The organism is Algihabitans sp. (genome assembly GCF_965226985.1).
Lineage (GTDB): Bacteria > Pseudomonadota > Alphaproteobacteria > Kiloniellales > DSM-21159 > Algihabitans.
Genome location: NZ_OZ245712.1, coordinates 161,376 through 178,137 on the forward strand (window position 1 = coordinate 161,376; position 16,762 = coordinate 178,137).

General features: G+C 61.9%; 14 protein-coding genes. 11 read left to right on the forward strand and 3 right to left on the reverse strand.

The genetic code is table 11. The annotated features are described in order from the left end of the window. Nucleotides 1–112: 112 nt before the first annotated feature. The 4 genes from ACO054_RS00735 to ACO054_RS00750 are packed head-to-tail and all read left to right on the forward strand — an operon-like array spanning nt 113 to nt 5,057. Entirely contained in the window at nt 113–1,294 is a 1,182-nt protein-coding gene (locus tag ACO054_RS00735) for an AAA family ATPase (protein ID WP_421708529.1), read from the forward strand. Nucleotides 1,295–1,321: 27 nt separating this feature from the next. Then, the gene (locus ACO054_RS00740; protein ID WP_421708530.1) at nt 1,322–3,097 is read left to right on the forward strand and encodes a CpaF family protein; all 1,776 of its coding nucleotides are present in this window, start codon (nt 1,322–1,324) and stop codon (nt 3,095–3,097) included. Continuing rightward, nucleotides 3,097–4,089: a type II secretion system F family protein gene (locus tag ACO054_RS00745; protein WP_421708531.1), complete on the forward strand. Its 993-nt coding sequence runs from the start codon at nt 3,097–3,099 to the stop codon at nt 4,087–4,089. Before ACO054_RS00740 ends, ACO054_RS00745 begins: the two co-directional genes overlap by 1 nt. Then, nucleotides 4,086–5,057: a type II secretion system F family protein gene (locus tag ACO054_RS00750; protein ID WP_421708532.1), complete on the forward strand. Its 972-nt coding sequence runs from the start codon at nt 4,086–4,088 to the stop codon at nt 5,055–5,057. The genes ACO054_RS00745 and ACO054_RS00750 overlap by 4 nt, the downstream gene beginning before the upstream one ends. A gap of 80 nt (nt 5,058–5,137) precedes the next feature. Here the strand turns inward: ACO054_RS00750 and ACO054_RS00755 are convergent, their stop codons facing one another. Continuing rightward, nucleotides 5,138–6,109: a tetratricopeptide repeat protein gene (locus ACO054_RS00755; RefSeq protein ID WP_421708533.1), complete on the reverse strand. Its 972-nt coding sequence runs from the start codon at nt 6,107–6,109 to the stop codon at nt 5,138–5,140. 203 nt (nt 6,110–6,312) lie between these two features. Here ACO054_RS00755 and ACO054_RS00760 point away from each other — a divergent pair, with 203 nt between their 5' ends. From ACO054_RS00760 to ACO054_RS00775, 4 genes are all read left to right on the forward strand, one after another. Further along, nucleotides 6,313–6,888 carry a MarR family winged helix-turn-helix transcriptional regulator gene (locus ACO054_RS00760; protein WP_421708534.1) on the forward strand — a complete coding sequence of 192 codons (576 nt, stop codon included), beginning with the start codon at nt 6,313–6,315 and terminating at the stop codon, nt 6,886–6,888. A 238-nt stretch (nt 6,889–7,126) separates the two neighbouring features. Next, nucleotides 7,127–8,227, forward strand: coding sequence for a DUF2336 domain-containing protein (locus ACO054_RS00765; protein ID WP_421708535.1), 1,101 nt, complete (start codon nt 7,127–7,129; stop codon nt 8,225–8,227). 215 nt (nt 8,228–8,442) lie between these two features. Further along, the gene (locus ACO054_RS00770) at nt 8,443–8,751 is read left to right on the forward strand and encodes a c-type cytochrome (RefSeq protein ID WP_421708536.1); all 309 of its coding nucleotides are present in this window, start codon (nt 8,443–8,445) and stop codon (nt 8,749–8,751) included. A 16-nt stretch (nt 8,752–8,767) separates the two neighbouring features. Next, nucleotides 8,768–10,075: an FCSD flavin-binding domain-containing protein gene (locus tag ACO054_RS00775; RefSeq protein WP_421708537.1), complete on the forward strand. Its 1,308-nt coding sequence runs from the start codon at nt 8,768–8,770 to the stop codon at nt 10,073–10,075. Nucleotides 10,076–10,186: 111 nt separating this feature from the next. Here the strand turns inward: ACO054_RS00775 and ACO054_RS00780 are convergent, their stop codons facing one another. Continuing rightward, on the reverse strand, nt 10,187–11,632 hold the full coding sequence (locus ACO054_RS00780) for a TrkH family potassium uptake protein (RefSeq protein ID WP_421708538.1): 1,446 nt from the start codon (nt 11,630–11,632) through the stop codon (nt 10,187–10,189). Nucleotides 11,633–11,793: 161 nt separating this feature from the next. Then, the gene (locus tag ACO054_RS00785) at nt 11,794–12,576 is read right to left on the reverse strand and encodes an aldo/keto reductase (protein WP_421708539.1); all 783 of its coding nucleotides are present in this window, start codon (nt 12,574–12,576) and stop codon (nt 11,794–11,796) included. Nucleotides 12,577–12,693: 117 nt separating this feature from the next. Here ACO054_RS00785 and ACO054_RS00790 point away from each other — a divergent pair, with 117 nt between their 5' ends. From ACO054_RS00790 to ACO054_RS00800, 3 genes are all read left to right on the forward strand, one after another. Continuing rightward, nucleotides 12,694–13,608, forward strand: a complete 915-nt coding sequence (locus tag ACO054_RS00790; RefSeq protein WP_421708540.1) for a LysR family transcriptional regulator — start codon at nt 12,694–12,696, stop codon at nt 13,606–13,608. Nucleotides 13,609–13,737: 129 nt separating this feature from the next. Beyond that, a complete protein-coding gene (locus tag ACO054_RS00795; protein WP_421708541.1) occupies nt 13,738–15,522 on the forward strand; it encodes a chloride channel protein in 1,785 nt (594 codons plus the stop codon). Nucleotides 15,523–15,717: 195 nt separating this feature from the next. Beyond that, complete coding sequence (locus tag ACO054_RS00800; protein WP_421708542.1) at nt 15,718–16,740, forward strand: ABC transporter substrate-binding protein; 1,023 nt, start codon at nt 15,718–15,720, stop codon at nt 16,738–16,740. The last annotated feature ends 22 nt before the right edge of the window (nt 16,741–16,762 follow it).

The following is a 16,762-nucleotide window of genomic DNA, read 5'->3' on the forward strand; positions in this document are numbered from 1 at the left end:
CGATCCGGCATCACAGTTGTCTCTGGAACGAACGGCGGAGGGGTCCGTTCGGACAACGTCCGGTCTCCCCGGCCCGGAGGCGCTAGAACTCAATTCGCATTTCGCGGCGTTGGTGACCGATGACGTCAGCTTGGCGGCCTGTCAGAAGCTCGCGGATGTTAACGGTTGGTCGCGGCAGGCCATCTGCCATGGCAATATCGATTCCATCCAGTTGCTGTTGGACGCACCTGTGCTGCCCAAGCTTCTGGTGGTGGACTTGGACGGTGCGGCGGACACCACAACGCTCTTGCCGGCCCTAGCCCAGCGCATCGCACAAGGCGGTGCGCTGGTGGCCATCGGGTCGATGAATGACGTCACGCTGTATCGGCACCTCCTGACCGCGGGAGCTGCCGACTATCTGCTTAAGCCGCTCGATCCGGAAAGCCTGATCGCTGCCTCCGCGGACGTGTCCCGTATGGCGGGACAGCTCCGCAAACCGGCCGGACCCGGGGGCAGTGCCTCGGCTCAGGGCCGCCTATCTCTGATCACAGGTGTGCGCGGCGGTGTCGGGGCCAGCACGATCGCTGTCAATCTTGCTTGGATCATGGCGCAGGAACAGGGGGTCAAGACCTGTCTGCTGGATCTCGATCTGCATTTCGGGATCTCGGCACTGGCCTTGGATCTAGAGCCCGGCTACGGCCTGCGCGAAGCACTGGAGAGTCCGGAGCGTATGGACTCCCTCATGCTGGTCTCTTCGATGGTAAAGGCGAGCGAGACCCTCTCAGTTCTGGGGGCGGAGGAGCCGATCGAGAACAGCGTGCGTCTGGACCCGACCGCCGTCGCGCAGTTGATCGACGGGCTGACTGACAGTTTTGAAGCCGTTGTGGTCGATCTTCCGCGACACGCCTTGACCAATCAGACGGAGCTGTTAGCGCGAGCCGACGATCTGGTGATGGTGACCGACCTTTCGCTTGCCGGAGTTCGCGACTGCGGCCGCGTCAGAGGAGCAGTTCAGACGGCCGGCAGTCAGGCGAGGTTGATGACCGTCGCAAGCCGTGTCGGCAAGGACCGACCCTGCCAGATCGACGCGAAGAACTTCGAGCGGTCGTTCGGTGGCAAGCTCACGAGCATCGTGCCGGAGGACATCAAGACGCTTGCGGCCTGCGCCAACGCTGGCAAGGCGATTGCGGCCGCTGCCGGCAAGCAGCCGATTACTCAAGTTCTGCGGAATCTCGCGACCGATCTCACCGGACAGTCGCAACAGGCGAAGCCTGGTTTCTTCGACAGAGTGAGGCGGATGTCCGCTTCCTTTTAAGGGAGCGCGTCTCGGAGGAGTGAGTCCATGGGGTGGCTGAGCGGACGTGGAGGATCCGTCCCCGACGGATCGGAAGAGGCGGCATCGGCTCCAAGGTTCGACGCCGGGTCCAGAGGGGATGGCGGGCGCAGCGGCAGCGATCTGTCCGGCGTCGCCAACCGCCTGGAGCCACTGATGGTGGCGCAGATAGACCCTGCCAGGGCTGGTCTTATGTCGCGCGGCGAACTGGCAAAGGAGATAAAGCTGACTCTGCCTGAACTTCTGCCTCAGGACTGGGCAGCTTTCAATCTTCTGGAACAGCGGGATCTGGTCACGCAGATGATCAACCGGATCCTGGCCCTGGCGCCGAAACCGGCAGCCAAGCCGGCTACCGTTTCGGCCTTTCCCGTTGTTACCAAACCCGAAGTCTCGGATAGGGAGTCCGAAGGACCAGGACTGTCCGTTCTGCCTGAGACCGCCACGGAGACCTCATCTCTTGCATCGCTACTTGGCGGTCCGGACAGATCCGCCGCGTCTTCCGATCGCCACGGACTGACAGCCGGAGCCAAGTCCCGGGTCGCCGCCGCGAAACACAAAGTTCAATCCCGTCTGCTGGACCGAATCGAGGCTGCGACAGCTGCGAGTATGTCGCGTGACGATCTGGTTCGAGAGATGACACCGATTGTTGCCGAACTATTGGCCGAAGAGAAACTCCAGCTCAACATGCAAGAGCGTGCGGGGCTGATCGAAGAACTGCTCGACGACATGCTGGGCCTAGGCCCCTTGGAGCCGCTGTTGGCCGACGAGTCCGTCAACGACATCATGGTCAACGGGCCTAAGCAGATCTATGTCGAGCGAAAGGGCAAGCTCGAGCTGGCTGATGTCACCTTCCGCAACGACGCTCACGTCATGCAGGTGGCGACGCGTATCGTAACCGCCGTCGGACGCCGCATCGACGAATCTGTGCCGCTCGTGGATGCGCGTCTGGCTGATGGAAGTCGAGTGAACATCATCGTGCCCCCGCTCGCGATCGACGGCCCCTCGATCTCAATCCGCAAGTTTGCCAAGAAGAAAATCACCCTCGAGGTGATGGCACGCCAAGCCAATATCTCGCCGAACATGGCGACGGTTCTTAAGATCGCCGCGCGGTCTCGGCTCAACATTCTGATCTCCGGCGGAACCGGCTCGGGCAAGACAACTCTGCTGAATGCCCTTTCGCAAATGATCGATCCCGGTGAACGTGTGGTCACCATCGAAGACGCAGCCGAGCTTCAGTTACAGCAACCGCATGTGGTTCGCTTGGAGACCCGCCCCGCCAACCTGGAAGGTAAGGGTGAAATCTCCATGCGCGATCTGGTGAAGAACTCTCTGCGTATGCGCCCCGACCGCATCATCCTCGGCGAAATCCGCAGCGCCGAGGCGATCGACATGCTCCAGGCCATGAACACTGGCCATGACGGTTCGCTCTCCACGATCCACGCCAACCGTCCGCGCGAAGCGCTGATGCGTCTTGAGAACATGGTGTCCATGTCCGGCTTCAAGCTGCCAACCAGCGCCGTTCGTTCCCTGATCGCGTCGGCAATCGACGTCATCATCCAAATCAGCCGAATGCGCGACGGCGTACGACGTGTCACCTACATTTCGGAGGTGGTCGGCATGGAAGGCGACATCATCACGATGCAGGATCTCTTCACCTTCGCCTATTCCGGCGAAGGGCCGGACGGCAAACTGCAGGGTAGCTTCAAGCCGCACGGGATCCGTCCGCACTTTACCGAGAAAGCGTCCTACTTTGGTCTCGAGCGCGCTCTGCTGGAGGCGATGTAATGCAGGTCTCGCCCGATCAGACGATCTGGCTGCTGGGCGCGGGAGCGGTTTTCACGGTCCTTCTGCTCGGACTCGGATTGGCCAGCGACGATCTCGCCGGCGGCCGCGCTGCGAAGCGCCGGCTTTCTCGTGTTTCTCCGGATCGGACAACGGCTGCCGGACAGGCAACAACGCCTCTGCGAAGATCGAATCGCGATAGCTCCATCCCGCTGATCGACCGCCTCATCAAGTCGCTGCTTCCTGCTCCTGACAAGCTGCGCGACCGCCTGCAACGGACCGGACGGGATATTGCCATCAGTAAGTATTTGCTTGTGTCGTTCCTGGTGGCGTTCCTCGTGGGCCTGGCGGTCCATCTTCTTCTACCCGTCTCGGTCTGGGTGGCGATTGCGCAGGGTATTTCCTCCGGCGCCATTCTTCCGCACCTGCTTGTGGGGCTATTGGCTCGCCGGCGTCTCAATGGCTTCATCGAGCTCTTCCCGGATGCCATCGATCTGATCGTGCGCGGTCTTCGCTCGGGTCTGCCGGTTACCGAGTCGATCGCGACGGTCGGTCAGGAAATGCGGGATCCGGTCGGGATCGAGTTTCGCCGTATCTCCGACGCAGTGCGTGTCGGCGCGAATCTGGAAGAGGCCATGTGGTCAGTTGCGCGCAGGATTGATGTGCCGGAGTACAAGTATCTCATTATCACTCTGTCGATTCAGCGCGAGACGGGAGGTAACCTTGCGGAGACCCTGGCGAATCTCTCCGACCTTCTTCGCAAGCGCCGCCAGATGAAGCTCAAGGTGAAGTCGATGAGTTCAGAGGCACGTGCCAGTGCCTGGATTATCGGTAGCTTGCCCTTCATCATGTTCGTACTGCTGTTTCTGTTGAACGCCAGCTACATGATCTCTCTGATCCAGGATCCGCGAGGCAACCTTTTGCTCGGTGTTGCACTCGCCTTCATCGCGACCGGAGCCGGCGTGATGTGGAAGATGGTCAGGTTCGAGATATGACCTTGGATCTGCCTTTCGGCCTGACCGAGACGGACGTGATCTCCGTGACCGCGGCCGTTTCCGCCATTTCCGTGGTTTTGCTGGTCTGGTATTCGCTTATCGACCGCGACCCGCTTCCTGCCCGTCTGAAAGCTCTAGAGGCACGTCGCAAGGCCTTGAAGGCCGGTATCGTCGCGCCGACGCGCCGCAAACCTCTCTCGAGTGGGCGCTCCTGGATGCGGCAGACTGTTCAGCGTCTCAAACTGATGAAGGGCCAGAGTACTGCCAAATTGTCGCTGACTCTGGCGCGCGCCGGCTACCGGTCCCGCGACGCTCTTGTCATCTATCTCTTCGCCAAAGTCACACTGCCGCTGGTTTCCGGTGCTTTCGGTCTTCTTCTGTTCCAGGGTCTGGGTGTGTTCGATCTGCCGGAGTTGGCGGCTCTCGCTGCCAGTCTTACGTCCGTTGTCCTGGGCGCGTTTGCACCGGAGGTCTTTGTCAAGAACTCCGCACAGAAGCGCATCGAGAAGATTCGAAAGGCTCTCCCCGACGCCTTCGATTTGATGGTGATCTGCGCCGAGGCCGGTCTGAGCCTCGACGCTACTCTGGACCGCGTCGCGCGGGAGGTCGGGCGCTCCAGTCCAGAGCTGACGGATGAGCTCGGACTGGCATCGCTCGAACTGAGTTTCCTGCCGGATCGGCACAAGGCGCTCGAAGGCTTGGCAGAAAGGGTTCCGCTCTCCCAGGTGAGAGCCCTCGTCAGCACCTTGATCCAGACTGAGCGCTACGGGACGCCTTTGGCTGACTCTCTCAGAGTTCTGGCGGCTGAACTGCGGCACGAGCGGTTGATGCGTGCGGAGGAACGCGCAGCGCGCCTACCGGCCATCATGACGGTACCGATGATCCTCTTCATCCTACCGCCGCTCTTCATCGTACTGGTCGGACCGGCGGCTCTCCGGATCGCCGATCAGTTCGTGACTATGCAGTAACCGGCGCTGAGTGAAGGCCGGTAGAAAACGTTTCAACTGATCGCAGTTTCTTAGCCCGAATATTTGACCCGTATACCGGATCAGTCGGTAAGCAGGCCTTCAAGCTCGAGGGTCGCCTCCTGCTCTTCGGCTGCGTCTTCGACCGCACCCGCCGGTTCGGTCTCGACAGCTTCCGTTGGTGCGGCCTGCGCCAGGGGTTTGCGAAGCGGAAGCGGTGTCTGGCTTTGATCCGGGGCCTGCGGCTGGCCAATGCGCCGCGCCCGATAGTACGTGAGGTTGCGGGCGACCTCGCCATCTCCGAAGTCCATGCGGATCATTCGGGCGGCTTCGGCCTCGCGGCCCGCCAAGCCGTAGGCAAGGGCGAGATTCTGCCGGTGCTGAGCCGTGGCTTCCGGTAACACCGTTGCCATCTCCAGAAGGGAAATCGCCTCCCGATAGTCGCCGGAGAGAATCAGCGAGTAGCCGAGATTGTTGAGAAGGGTAACGCTGTCGGGCTCCTGCTCCAGACCGCGCCGCAGGTAAGCCTGTGCACGCTCGCGCTCCCCGGCCAGATCGGCGGCAACACCGGCACCACTGAGGGCTGTGACGTCGTCAGGGTTTTGACCGAGTACGACTTCGAACTGCTGCAAGGCGGCCAAGGGCTGATCGAGTCGGATCAAAGCGCCGCCGAGGCCCAGGAGTACGCGGGTGCGGCCTGGCTGCAGATCGAGTGCCCCTCGGAAAGCTGCGGCGGCCTCGAGAGGATCGTCCACCTCGATCAAGGTTTCGCCGATCAGGATCAGAGGCAGCGGTTCGTCGGGCGCCTGCATGTGAGCTTGGCGATAGAACTGAAGGGCCGTCGTCGGTTCGCCGCCGGCGCGGCTCTTGTCGCCGAGATCCACCAGCTTTGACCAGGCCGCACTCTGAAAGGTTGTCGTTTTCGCAAGATCGCCGGAAGCTCCGCCGACAGTGCAACCGGCCGTCAGAAGGATCAACGCGAGGGTGGCGACGCCCCTGGTGAACAACGAGCGGCTCGAGAGTCCGCGAGCGGGGGCGTTCGACACTTCAGCCATAGGTTCGGCTTTCGTTTGGGTAACGACAGATTGTCGTTTTGTAGGTTCCTCAATTCTGTATAAATTACTCGACGTCCCTTTAAGAGATGTTAAGGCTTCAATGGCTTGACTAGGACGCTGGAGCGTATTCGTCCGGCGTGCGGGGCCAGGCTTCCGTCTTGCAACCGGCAACAACAGTTTGCGACGTTCAAAAGGAAGAGGTAATGGCGCTCGGGCAGGAACAACTACGTCAGGCTGCCAAGGCACAAGGCGAGAGAAGCGAAGCTGCAGTCGATGGGCAGGCCGGTTCCCTGTCAGCGGTCGCCCGAGACCCGGAAGCGCAGCTTTACCGTGAGGTTACGCGCCTGGTAGAACGGATGCATCGCCGGCTGCTCGACGTGGTGCGCATCGAATTGAACCGCCAAGGCATCGATGATGTCAGTCCTGCTCAGGTCCTGATGCTGCTCAACATCGGCGACGAGGAAGTGTCGGTTCGCGATTTGATCGAACGCGGCTACTACCTCGCCTCCAACGCCTCCTACAATCTCAAGGCACTTCACGAGGGCGGCTACATAGATCGAAGCACCGCGGCACGCGACAAGCGGGCGGCGCGTATTCGCCTTTCGGAAAAGGGGCTTCAGCTTTGTGCCGCGCTGGCGGAACTGGAAAGTGTGCATGCGGCTCGACTGGTGACAAATGACGCCGACCGAGAGGCTTTTGAGAATACCTTTCGCATGTTGCGAAATCTGGAGATGACCTGGTCCGATGCCGTACGGTATGGAGACCGACAATTTCTCTAAATATTCGATGCTATAAATAAAATTTGCCGCAAATATTGAATATAAGAGCCGGCCATTCACTCAATTTCACTTTTTGCTTACGGTTGTAGTCTAGATTTCAGTTTGCAAGGTGGTTTCGCGATTGAATTCGCTGCCCGTCGGGAGTCTTTGACTTATGGAAGCTACGCGCCGCTCGCTGTCGTACCGGGATGTGGAACGTCTGCTCGCGGATCGCTCGGCCAGCGCGCAGATCGAAACGTTGCAGAACGTCGTCGGCGAGCTGAAAAGCGAGGGGCTTTCATACGAGGCACGGCGATTGGCTGAAGGCGTGGTGCAAGCCTACAGCCGCACTGCTGAGCAGTCCGTGCGGGAAGCGCTTGCCTGGCAGATTTCTCACTCCACCCTGCTTGACAAGGACCTTGCCGAGCGGCTGGCTCAGGACGTCGCTTCTGTGGCTTTTCCTGTCCTGCGTTACAGCCAAGAGCTCGACGACGCGCTGTTGCTCGAAGTCATCGCCGAGGGCGACGGCCGCAAACAGGTTGCGGTGGCCATGCGCGATGAAGTTTCCTCGACCGTTTCGAATGCGCTGGTAGATCAGGGAAGCGAGGACGCGGTGGTGGCCTTGATGGGGAACCGCGGTGCCGATATTCCCGACCCGGCTTACGATCGCGTTCTGACTCGTTTTGAAGACAAGCCTGCGGTCGCTCATGCTGTTGCCTCGCGAAACGGGTTGCCGGCGCACATTGCCGAGAAGCTGCTTCATCGCGTCGCCGAGGAGATGCGGCGTACATTGGTGGCGCGCTATAATTTGTCTCCGGTGCTGCTGCGCGGACTTGTGAACCACGCGCGGGAGTCGGTGACCGCCCTGATCCTCCAACCTGTGGCGGGCCGGCAAGGCGATCTTGACCTCTTCGTCGAACATCTTCTCGTAAACAATCGCCTGTCACCCAGCTTGATGTTGCGTGCCCTCTGTGCCGGTGATGTCAACTTCTTCATCGTCGCCTTGGCGAAACTCTGTCGGATTTCGGCCGAGAATGCGCGCTGCCTTGCGCTTCAGGGAGGAGCTCTTGGCTTACGGGCGGCATTTGAGAAAGCCGGCATCCCGACCGCTTTGATGCCTCCCTTCAGTTCGGCCATCGACGTGGTCAACGAGTTCGATAGCGTCGAAGGCGACGAGATACAGCGGCGCGCCTTTCAGGTCCGGGCGCTCTCCAGGGTGTTCGGTGTCAACAGCGCGAATGAAGACCCTGCCGTTGACGAACTTCTGCGACAGCTGTTCGACGGCAAACCCGAGCCGGTGGTTCAACAGGCCATGGACGAAGCCGGTATTCCCTTTGCCCCGGTTTTCGCACGCGATTAGGACGCCCCGTCGCCGTTGAGGCTCCCCGAAAGCCTTCGGTCGTTCTCAGAAGCGGCGCAGGCTTGTCATCGCACCAACTTCCGCTCCTCCGGTTTGTTGCGTTTTCGGACGCCGCTAGGTCAGGCTCGTGCGCAATTGACAGTGGCGTGCCATAGGGTCACCCTTCCCATATTCAATAATCCGTAATCGATAAAGAAAAGCGGGAAGGAAACGTCATGAGGAGAGGTCTGTTCGCCGTGGCTCTCGCCGCGGCGCTTACGGCTGGTCTGTCGATACCAGCCAACGCCGATACGGCTGCCGATACCGCGATCCTTGCTGGCACCTGCGCTGGTTGTCACGGTGCGGAACTGGGGGGATCGGGTGCCATTCCCACACTGCGCGGCCATAGCGCCGAGTACATCCGCTTTACGCTCAAGGCCTTTCAGAACGGCGAGCGCCAAGCAACGGTGATGAATCGTCTCGCGGCCGGCTACTCCGATGCGGAGATCGACGCCTTGGCTATCTATCTCAGCAAGCTGCAATGACGCGGAGGGCGCTCAAATGAAAAAGAAGACACAATCTGCTTTCACGCGGCGCAGATTTACGCAGCTCGCCGCGGCTGCAGCAGCAACGCCTTTGCTGGCCGCACCGCAAATCGCAAAGGGTCAGGCGGCAGCTCATGTGGTCGTGATCGGTGGAGGCTTCGGCGGTGCGACGGCTGCGAAGTATCTCAAGAAAGCGGAACCGGATCTGCGCGTCACTTTGGTCGAGCCGAACGACAGCTTCATCACTTGCCCCTACAGCAACCTGGTGCTCGGCGGGTGGCGCGATCTCGCTTCGATTACTCACAGTTACGATCATCTGCGTGACCGTTGGAATGTCGCGCACGCCAAGGACACGGCAACCGGTATCGATGCCGACAGCCGCAACGTGACCTTGGCGGGTGGAGAGACCCTGACGTACGATCGACTGATCGTCTCTCCCGGGATCGATTTGCGTCCGCCTGAGGACGGCGGCATCGCTGGTTACGACGAGGCAGCATATGAGGCTATGCCCCATGCCTGGAAGCCGGGGGCGCAGACTCTGCTTTTGCGCAGCCAGTTGGAGGCCATGGAGGACGGTGGCCTCTTCGTCTTGGCCTCGCCACCGAACCCCTTTCGCTGTCCGCCGGGCCCTTACGAGCGTGTCTCAATGATCGCGGACTACTTCAAGAAGGAAAAGCCGAGCTCAAAGATTCTGATCCTCGATGCTAAGGAGAGGTTCTCAAAGCAGGGCTTGTTCCAGCAAGGTTGGGATCGCTTCTACGGCGACATGATCGAGTGGGTGAATCTGCCCAACGATGGCCAAGTGGTTGAGGTCGACCCTGCGACTCGCACGCTGATCACCGAGTTCGGTATGGAGTATCAGGCCGAGGTGGCGAACGTCGTGCCGCCTCAGTACGCCAAGGCGATCGCGCGAAACAGCGGTCTGGCGGACGCCTCGGGCTGGTGCCCGGTCGATGGGCGGACCTTCGAGTCGACACTCGTGCCGGGCGTCCATGTGGTCGGTGACGCCTCGATCGCCTCGCCGATGCCGAAGTCGGGCTTCGCGGCGAACAGCCAGGGCAAGACGGCGGCTGCGGCGGCTATCGCTTTGCTTGCGGGGCGTGAGCTGGCTAATCCGGCTTGGGTCAATACCTGTTACAGTCACGTCGCGCCCGACTACGCCATCTCTGTTGCCGGTGTGTACAAGGCGACCGATGACGGGATTATCTCAGTGGAAGGCTCCGGCGGTGTCAGTCCGATGGAGGCTGACGAGGCGTCCCGGAAGCTCGAGTCGGTTTACGCGGATGGTTGGTACAAGTCTATTACGGCGGACATGTTCACCTGATCCGGTGATACAGGCGAGCGGCCGCTTCTGAACGCATGCGGCCGCTCGCCCCGGTCCGCGTTGCCCGATCTTATCTCGCCTGTTCCGCCTCGTGCCCGGTTTTCCGGTCGATCAGTTGCGCCAGAAGTGCGGCGTGAAGAGCACCAGGATGGTGAAGAGTTCCAGACGCCCGAGCAGCATGCCGGCCGAAAGCAGCCATTTCGCGGCATCTGGCAAAGGCGCGTAGGTACCGGCGGGACCGATCACCTCCCCCAGGCCGGGACCCACGTTGGCGATTGCCGAAGCCGCTCCCGACAGCGCCGTCACGAAGTCCAGCCCGATCAGTCCAAGTCCGACTGAGAGCAGTCCGAAGGTGGCGGCGAAGAAGAAGAAGAAACTCATGACCGAGATCGAGACGCTCTCGGGAATGGGTCGGCCGTTGTAGTAGGGGATGAAGACTCCGTTGGGCTGCATCAAGCGCTTGAGCTGTGTGCCGGCAATGGCGCCCAGAACCTGAAAGCGGAAGATCTTGATGCCGCAGGTGGTGGAGCCGGCGCAGCCGCCGATGAACATGAGCATGAAGAACATGCTCATCGCGAAGCCGCCCCAGGTATCGAAAGCCGTGGTCGCGTAACCGGTGCCGGTCATGATGGAAATGGCGTTGAAAGTGGCGTAACGCAGGCTGTCCTCGGCGTTCATGATTTCGTTGCGCGTCAGTTCGATGACCAGGATCGCGATGGCCGCGGCTAGCACCGCCAGCATCCAGCGCACCTGACTGTCGCGCAAAAGGGCAAGCAGATTGCCGCGCGCGGCGCGCAGATACAGCACGAAGGGCACGCTGCCGAGCAGCATGAACACGCAGATGGCGTAGTCGATTGCCGCAGAGTCGAAGTGGCCGATGGAGCCGTCGCGCGTCGAGTAGCCACCGGTTGCAATGGACGTCATGGCGTGGGCGACCGCGTCGAAGGCCCCCATGCCGAGGTATCCCAGGATCAGCGCGGCCATCGCAGTCAGCGCGATGTAGACTATGCCGATCCCCCCTGCGATCGCCGCGGCGCGGGGCATGACCTTGTCGGCATCGAAGGCCTCGACGCGGAAGAGCTGCATGCCGCCAACCTGCAGCATCGGCAAGACCGCAACCGCCATGACGATGATGCCGATGCCACCGAGCCACTGTAGAATCGCCCGCCACAGCAGAATACCGGGGGGAGCCTGGTCCAGACCGACGATCACCGTCGCCCCGGTCGTGGTGACACCGGACATGGATTCGAAAAAGGCGTCGGTCAGGCCCAGTTGCAGTTCCGAGAAGGCGAAGGGCAGGGCGCCGAAGGTTGCCGTGACCAGCCAGGCCAGGGTGGTCATCAGAAAGCCCTGGCGCAGCGTGAAACGGCTCCAGCCGCTGCGTGTGGTCAGCATCAACGCGACGCCGACGAAAAGTGTCACGGCGAAGCTGGCTGCAAAGACCTGCCAGTCAGGATGGCCGACCGCTAGATCGACCAGAGCCGGTACGATCATGGCCACGGCCAGGACCGATAGCAGCAGGCCGACAACAAAAAGAACGGGGCGTAGATCAAGCATGGAAGTGGCGGGAATCCCTGACAGAACGGCGACCGTGCCCCTCGGATGCGGCCAGCGGGAGGCTAAACCGGATTCAAGCCGCGCGGAACCACCTGGGTTTCAGAGGCGCGGGCCTTTTCGCCCAGGCCCATTCGAAGTCAGCGGCGCCTTTGGGCGGCGTTTCAGACCTTCTCCCAAGCGCGGATGTTTTCTTCCAGGTGTACGACAGATGTCGTGCCGGGAATGACGATGATATTGGGGGAGCGTTTCAGCAGCCAAGCCAAGGCTGCGCCGGGTTCGAGAGTGGCTCCCTGTCGCATGGGGTTCGCGCCCAGTGGGCCGTAGGGGATGAAGGCGATCCCTTTCTCGGCCGTGTAGTCGACCAGATCGGACTCCGCCGTTTCGGCCATGTTGAGACGGTTTTGGACGCTGACGATGGGGGCGACTGTCAGCGCACGATCCAGCTCTTCGCGAGTTACGTTGGACAGGCCGATGTGTCGAATGCGGCCTTCGGCCTGTGCCTCCGCCAAAGCCGCCATTGAATCCTCGATGGGCGTTTGCGGGTCGATCCGGTGGAGTTGAAAGAGACTAATCGAGTCCCGGCGAAGATTTATCAGCGCTTTATCGATCTGTCGGAAAAGCCGATCGCGAGAGCCGTCGATAACGATACGGCCAGGCTCGGGTTTATCGACTCCGCCTTTCGTGGCCAGGACCACATCACGGCCTTCCAGGGCTTCCCCGACGATCTGATCCGCAGCCTCAGGTCCGTAAGCCCAGGCACTATCGAAGAAATTGATGCCGAGATCTGCGGCACGGCGCAGTAACCGCAAACCTGCCTGCCAGTCTTGGTAGGGGCCGTAGTTGCCCGGTTGCCCGGTCAGCCTCATGGCGCCGTAGCCGAGCCGGTCGACGATCAGATCTCCGCCTAAGGCGAAGTGGCGCGAAACTTCGGCAGGGGATGACATGGTTTCTCTCCTCGCTTTTCGGCGCCAGCCATCGGCGCCGTCTATGCGAAGGAAAGTGAGGCAGGGGCCAGATTTCCTGTAGACGGTTAATAAGTCTATTGGCTATCCGTTATACGAATGAGCAGAGGTACTGATCGCCTTTCGCTGCTCGCGACCTTCATGCGTATTGCCGAGCGTGGGTCGATCAGCGCAGCGGCCCGGGACTTGAACCTCTCCCAAGCCTCGGCCAGCCGACAGCTTGCCGAGCTGGAGCGGCGGTTGGGCGCGTCCCTCATTCATCGTACGACCCATAGTCTGGCGCTGACGGAGACTGGCGAGGACTGTCTGGCCGAGGCGCGTCAGCTCTTGGACGGATGGGAGGCCCTTGCGGAACGCTACCTGGAGACGGGCGCAAGTCTGCGAGGCAGGCTCAGGGTGGTTGCGCCGGTAGCGCTTGGTCAGCTCCATCTCGCCGAGGCGGCGTTGCGATTCCAGCAGTCCCACCCGGATCTGACGATCGCCTGGTTGCTTCAGGACGGCCCGATCCGCTTCGCCGAGATCGGTTGCGATCTCTGGATCAAGGTCGGCCGCGTTCCGGATGAAAGATTGGTGGTGCGCCCGCTCGGCAGGGTCGAGCGTCTGCTTGTGGCCTCGCCCAGTCTAACGGGCAATCGCAAGTTCGAGCTGCCCGCCGATCTGGGCGATCTTCCCTGTGCGGCGTTGGAGCCTTTCGAGGCCGGGCAGATCCCTCTCTTCAATCGGAAGGGCGAAACGGCGACGCTCGCGGCGCAGGTCGCACTCTCGACCAACAACATCTTCGCGGCCCAGAAGGCTGCGCGCCTCGGCATAGGCTATTCCGTGATGCCGCTTTGGCTGGTTTGCCCCGATCTGGAGAGCGGCGCCCTGGTCGACCTTCTGCCGACCTGGCGCGCAGCATCCTTACCGATCAATGCAGCTTACCTGCCCTCACGCCACCAGACCCGTCGGCTGCGGCTTCTCCTGGAAGAGATGGCTCAGGCGGTCGCTTCGCTGCCCGGTATCGAAGGGCCGTAAGCGCCAGGGCATAACCCCGTCTGTCTCGTGTCTTTGGACTTCCTCGGGTCGTCGCGATTACAGTGGTGTGGATACGACCCTTAGTAGGGGCACCGCGCGGAGCACGGCTTCCCTCGGTGTCGGAGGATTATGACCCTCGCGCGTGTTCTGTCCGACCGTCGCCGCATGCTGGCGTCGCTTCGGCGCTTCGGTCGCAGCGACCAGGTGGTGCTGTCGATCATGGCCGTGGTGATCGGGGTTGCCGGCGGGGGGGCGGCCATCGGATTCCGCTACGCCATCGATGCCATACAGTGGCTGGGTTTTGGCTACGCGGGCGAGGCATTGGCGAGTCATGCCGAGACTCTCGACTGGTGGTTGTTGCTTCTGGTTCCCAGCCTGGGCGGCCTGCTCGTGGGTCTCTTCATCCATCGATTTCTCCCGAACGGCCAGCCTCAGGGGGTGGCCAACGTCATGGAGGCGACCGCGCTCTATGGAGGGCGCATGTCTATGGCAACAGGACTGCGGGCCGCCGTTGCTTCCGCCGCCTCGATCGGATGCGGAGCCTCGGTGGGACGAGAGGGGCCGGTGGTGCATCTCGGCGCCGTCGTGGGGTCTTGGCTGGCTCTGCGTTTTCACCTCGGCCGGCGCTTGACCCGTACGCTGCTGGGTTGCGGTGTCGCCGCCGCCGTCGCGGCCTCTTTCAATGCGCCGATCGCAGGGGTTTTCTTTGCACTGGAGGTGGTGGTCGGCCACTACGCCCTCTCGGCCTTCGCGCCGATCGTCATCGCGGGTGTCGTCGGGACGCTGGTAAGCCGGATGCACTTCGGCGACTACCCGGCCTTCGTTCTCGACGAGCAGTTCCAGATCGTGTCGTTCTGGGAGTTTCCCGCCTTCGCGCTCCTCGGGGCCGTGGCGGCCGTGGTCGCGATCGTCTTCATCCGGTCCGTGGCCGTCAGTCAGAAGGGTTTCGCGCGCTTGCCTGGCCCGACGTGGATACGACCGGCCGTCGCCGGCCTTCTGGTCGGCATGATCGCTCTGCTCTTTCCTCAGGTCTTGGGAGTCGGCTACGAGGCGACCGATAAGGCCCTCGGCCAGCAGTACACGCTAGAGCTGCTGATCGCCTTGGCCGTGGTCAAGATGGCTGCGACCGCGATCTCCCTGGGCGGCGGCTTCGGCGGCGGTGTCTTCTCGCCCTCGCTGTTCGTCGGCGCCATGACGGGCGGAGCCTTCGGTCTGATCGCAGCCGGTGCTTTCCCGCATCTGGCGAGCGATCACGGCGCCTACACGATCGTCGGCATGGGTGCGGTCGCGGGTGCCGTTCTGGGCGCGCCGATCTCGACCATCCTGATGGTGTTCGAGCTGACGGGCGATTACGAGATCACCATCGCGTTGATGGTCGCCACGGCGATTGCCAGCGTCGTGGTCAAGGGGACCTTCGGGCGCTCTTTCTTCCAGTGGCAGTTGGCGCAACGGGACGTGGATGTCGGCCGAGGCCAGGAAGCCACCCTGTTGGCTCAGACCAAAGTTCGGTCCTTGCTCGATCGGTCCTACGCTGCAGTCGCCCCTGACAGCCCCTTAGAAGAAATCAAACGGGAACTGGCGCGTGCGCCCTGTAGCGAACTGCTGGTGGTGGACGGCGAGGGCGCGCTGATCGGGGTCATCACCTTCACTGACATTGCCGCCGTGGCGTTCGACGGTGAAGTCCACGAAGAATTGACGGCAGCAAAGCTGGCCCGGAATGCACCTCTGCTGACGGCCGAGGAGGATCTTCAAGAGGCCGTGCGTGTTTTCGTCGGTTCGGGTGAGCCGCACCTTGCCGTGGTCGATAGCCGCGAAGACCGGCGTTTACTGGGTCTTGTCCACGAGCATGAGGTTATGGCCGCCTATCAACGCGTTCTGGCGCGTGCTCGCGCTGAAGAACGCGGAGAGCGGTGAAGGAGACGTCCCTGCACCCCTGGCTGCCGCTCGGTGTTTGGAAGATCGCTGGAGGCTTGGCTCTCCAGTCGTGGGCTCTCTGGGGACTTGACTCTTCGGCGACGGCCAGCGATGGGGAAGCAAAGCGGCGGTCCGGCGGACTTTGCTTGGACCGGCTCTGAAAAAGAAGACCGGTTTCCATGGGAGGACTTTGAGATGACGATCACCCTGACCCGCCGCCGAGCGCTCGGGACGTTGGCGGCGGTGGCGGCTGTCGGCGGTTTCACGGCGCCGGCTCTCTCGCGCGAGAAAGTTAAGGTTGGTGCGCTGCGTTTCACCAGTCATGCGCCGAGCTTCGTCGCCTACGAGCGCGGTTACTTCGCGGAGGCTGGGCTCGACGTCGAGTTCGAATTCTTCCAGGCAGCGCAGCCGATGGCGGTCGCCATTGCCTCCGGCGATGTCGACTTCGGCGTGACCGCGATTACCGGCGGTCTGATCAGCTTAGCGGAAAAGGGAGCCGTCAAGGTCGTCGGTGGTGCGCTGCAGGAAGAAGCCGGGATCGATGGCCAAGTCGTCCTGGCGTCGAATGCCGCCCACGACGCCGGCTTGACCTCGCCCGCCGCGCTGAAAGGCAAGACCTTCGGAATCAGCACCGCCGGCTCCTCCTTCCACTACATGGCAGAGAAGATCGCCGCGGCCGAAGGTTTTCCGGGCGAGGTCGGACTGCGGCCTCTGCAGAAGGTCTCCGCAATCATCGGGGCCTTGAAGTCCGGGCAGATCGATGCCTGGGCGATCGTTCCTCACATTGCCAAGGCACTAACCGCTGCGGAGGCCGTTCGTCCTATCGGCCGGATCGCGGATTACATCCCCGATTATCAGGTCACGACCGTATTCACCTCGGCCGACAACGCGCTGGAGGAGCGGGCGAAGACAGCCGCCTTCCTGGCCGCTTTCTCGCGTGGTGCCGCCGACTTCAACGCCGCACTGGTCGATAGCGATAGCGATACGGCTGCAGCCGAGGAGATGGTGAGGCTGATCCATACCTACGTCTATACCGACCGGCCCCTCGAGAAGGCGGCACCGTCGATCCGCAACGGCGCCATGCGCATCACGCCCGAGGCGGCTCTCAAGATGGGATCGATCACCGATCAGCTTGATTGGTTCAAGGCCGAGGATCTGGTGCGCGGAGACATTTCCATCGAACAGTTGGTCGACACCTCCTACGTCGCGTCCATCTAAGGTTTGCCAGCTCCAGCCTCGA